This window comes from Serratia sp. DD3, from assembly GCF_000496755.2.
On sequence record NZ_AYKS02000080.1, the window covers coordinates 1 to 2,358 of the forward strand.

2 protein-coding genes and 1 pseudogene are annotated in these 2,358 nt (G+C 58.7%); all 3 read left to right on the forward strand.

The window, feature by feature from the left end:
* Positions 1–354: pseudogene (locus IO95_RS15860) on the forward strand (type VI secretion system contractile sheath large subunit); the annotation flags it as partial.
* Positions 355–366: 12 nt separating this feature from the next.
* Positions 367–1,707 (forward strand): type VI secretion system baseplate subunit TssK, encoded by a 1,341-nt coding sequence (gene tssK / locus IO95_RS15865; protein WP_037386069.1) that lies wholly within the window; start codon positions 367–369, stop codon positions 1,705–1,707.
* A gap of 138 nt (positions 1,708–1,845) precedes the next feature.
* On the forward strand, positions 1,846–2,358 hold a 513-nt coding region (gene tssL, locus IO95_RS15870; protein ID WP_037386072.1), incomplete at its 3' end, for a type VI secretion system protein TssL, short form.

A 2,358-nucleotide genomic window follows, 5' to 3' on the forward strand; every position in this document is an offset into this window, starting at 1 on the left:
GATGCCACTGCCAACAGCCGCATCAACGCGCGTTTGCCGTACATCTTCCTGCTGTCGCGTATCGCTCACTACCTGAAGCTTATTCAGCGTGAAAACATCGGTACCACCAAGGACCGCCGTTTACTGGAGCTGGAGCTCAACACCTGGGTGCGTAGCCTGGTGACCGAGATGACCGACCCGGGTGACGAACTGCAAGCCTCGCACCCGCTGCGTGATGCGAAAGTGATTGTGGAAGACATTGAGGATAACCCGGGCTTCTTCCGCGTGAGACTGTACGCCATTCCGCACTTCCAGGTGGAAGGGATGGATATCAACCTGTCACTGGTTTCGCAGATGCCAAAAGCCAAAGCCTAAGGCAGGTGAAGTGTGAAAACGGAACAACCGTTATGGGGGCGGGGGATCATGGTCTCGCCCCAGCATTTCCAGCAGCAGGCCGCGTATGCGGCCTGGTCAACGGAATGTCTGGCACAGATGGGTTTGACGCATCCCTGGGGCGTGCTCCAGGCGGCGTTTGACCTTGATGCGTTAAAACTGGGGCGCCTTCAGGGGCGCCATTTGCAGGTGCGCTTTCAGGATGGCACGTTGGTCGATACCGACAATGCCGATAGCCTGCCGCCGGTACTGGCACTCGATACGGCACAGCAGGAGGTGGTGGTGGTGCTGGCGTTGCCGATGTTGCGTGCCAACGGCGGCAACTGCCTTACCCCGGAGGAAGTGGCGGAGCGCCCGACCCGTTATCGTCAGCGTTGGCGGGATGTGCGCAATCAATTTGGCGATGACACCCGCCAGATAGCCATTTTGCAGCCCGAACTGACATTACGTTTTGCTCACCAGAATAACAGTGACTATCTGGTTTGCCCGGTGGCGCGCTTGCAGCAGGATATGCAGGGTGCCTGGTCACTGGATGACACCTTTCTGCCGCCGTTGCTGAAGGTGGAAAGCAGCCGTTGGTTGTTGAACCAGCTTGAACAACTGATGACCCAGTTGCGCGCGCGGTTGACTCGCCTGATGGCGATGCGCCGTGAGAGCAATGAACGCATGGCGGATTTTGCCGTCGCCGATGTGTCGCTGTTCTGGTTGCTCAATGCACTCAACAGTGCCGAACCGGTGTTGGGGCAGTTCCTGCGTTTTCCCCAAAGTCCACCGGAGCGGCTCTATCCTGAACTGGCGCGTCTGGCGGGCAGTCTGCTGACGTTCTCGCTGGAGCATCAGGTCAGTGCGATACCGGCCTGGCAGCATGAGCAACTCAATGAGGTGTTTCCGCCGCTGTTTGATTTGCTGAGTGACTTGCTGGAAGCCAGCCTGCCATCACGGGTGGTGTCCATTGAGCTCGAGCACGACAAGCGTCTGCATCAGTGGTTGGCGCGTCTGCAAGACCCGCGTCTGCGCGAAGGGGCGGATTATTACCTCTCGGTACGTTCACCGTTGCCGGTGGCGCAACTTCAGGAGCAGTTCCCGCGCCAGTGCAAGGTGGGCAGTCCCGATTATGTCGCCAGCCTGGTGAATGCCTCGCAACAGGGCGTGCCACTCAAACCGCTGCGTCACGTCCCTGCGGCCATCCCGTTACGCCTGGAAAACCAGTATTTCTCCCTGGATTTGTCACACCCGGCGGCGCGCGAGATGCTGGAGAGTGGCAACTGTATGTTCTATGTCCCAGGCATGCTTGGCGAGCCTGAGCTTGAGTTGTTTGCGGTGCTGAGAACATGAGCCATACCCGTCGCCAATCAAACTGCAGCGGTGTTGGCTGCCTTCGCTCACCCGAATCACTTACTCCAGTAAGCTCATCGGGATTCGTTCAGTTGCCGCCTACCTGCAACTTGATTGAACTTGGGTATAGATAACGATATGAGTCAGATAAAAAAGTGTGATATTGACGCGCTGTTGCAAAACACCTGGCTGCAGGTGATTAGCCTGCGCCATGGCCCCGAGTTTCAGGAAGGGGAAGGGCGAGTACTGTGGGAACGCTGTGTGGCGGACGTTGAACAGGTCCAGCAGGCGTTGAAACAGGCCGGTTATAGCGAGGCCAATCGCCAGCATATCCTGTATGCCCAGTGCGCGCTGATTGACGAAGTGGTCAAGGGGCGCGGGGTGCAGGATGATGCCTGCGTACAGTGGTACGACGTGCCGTTGCAGGGTCATTTTCTCGGGACGCTGGAAGCGGGGGATGCCTTGTGCAACCGCATGCGCGATGTGCTGCATGAGCCGGCCCCGGACAGCGCGGTGCTGACCTGTTTCCACCGTGTGATGATGCTGGGTTTCCTCGGCGGTTATCGGCAGTTGGATGACCCGGCGCGGCGCCAACTGGTCAAGGCGCTGAGTGAGCAGGTCGCCCCCTTCAACCATCCGCAGAACGCCCCG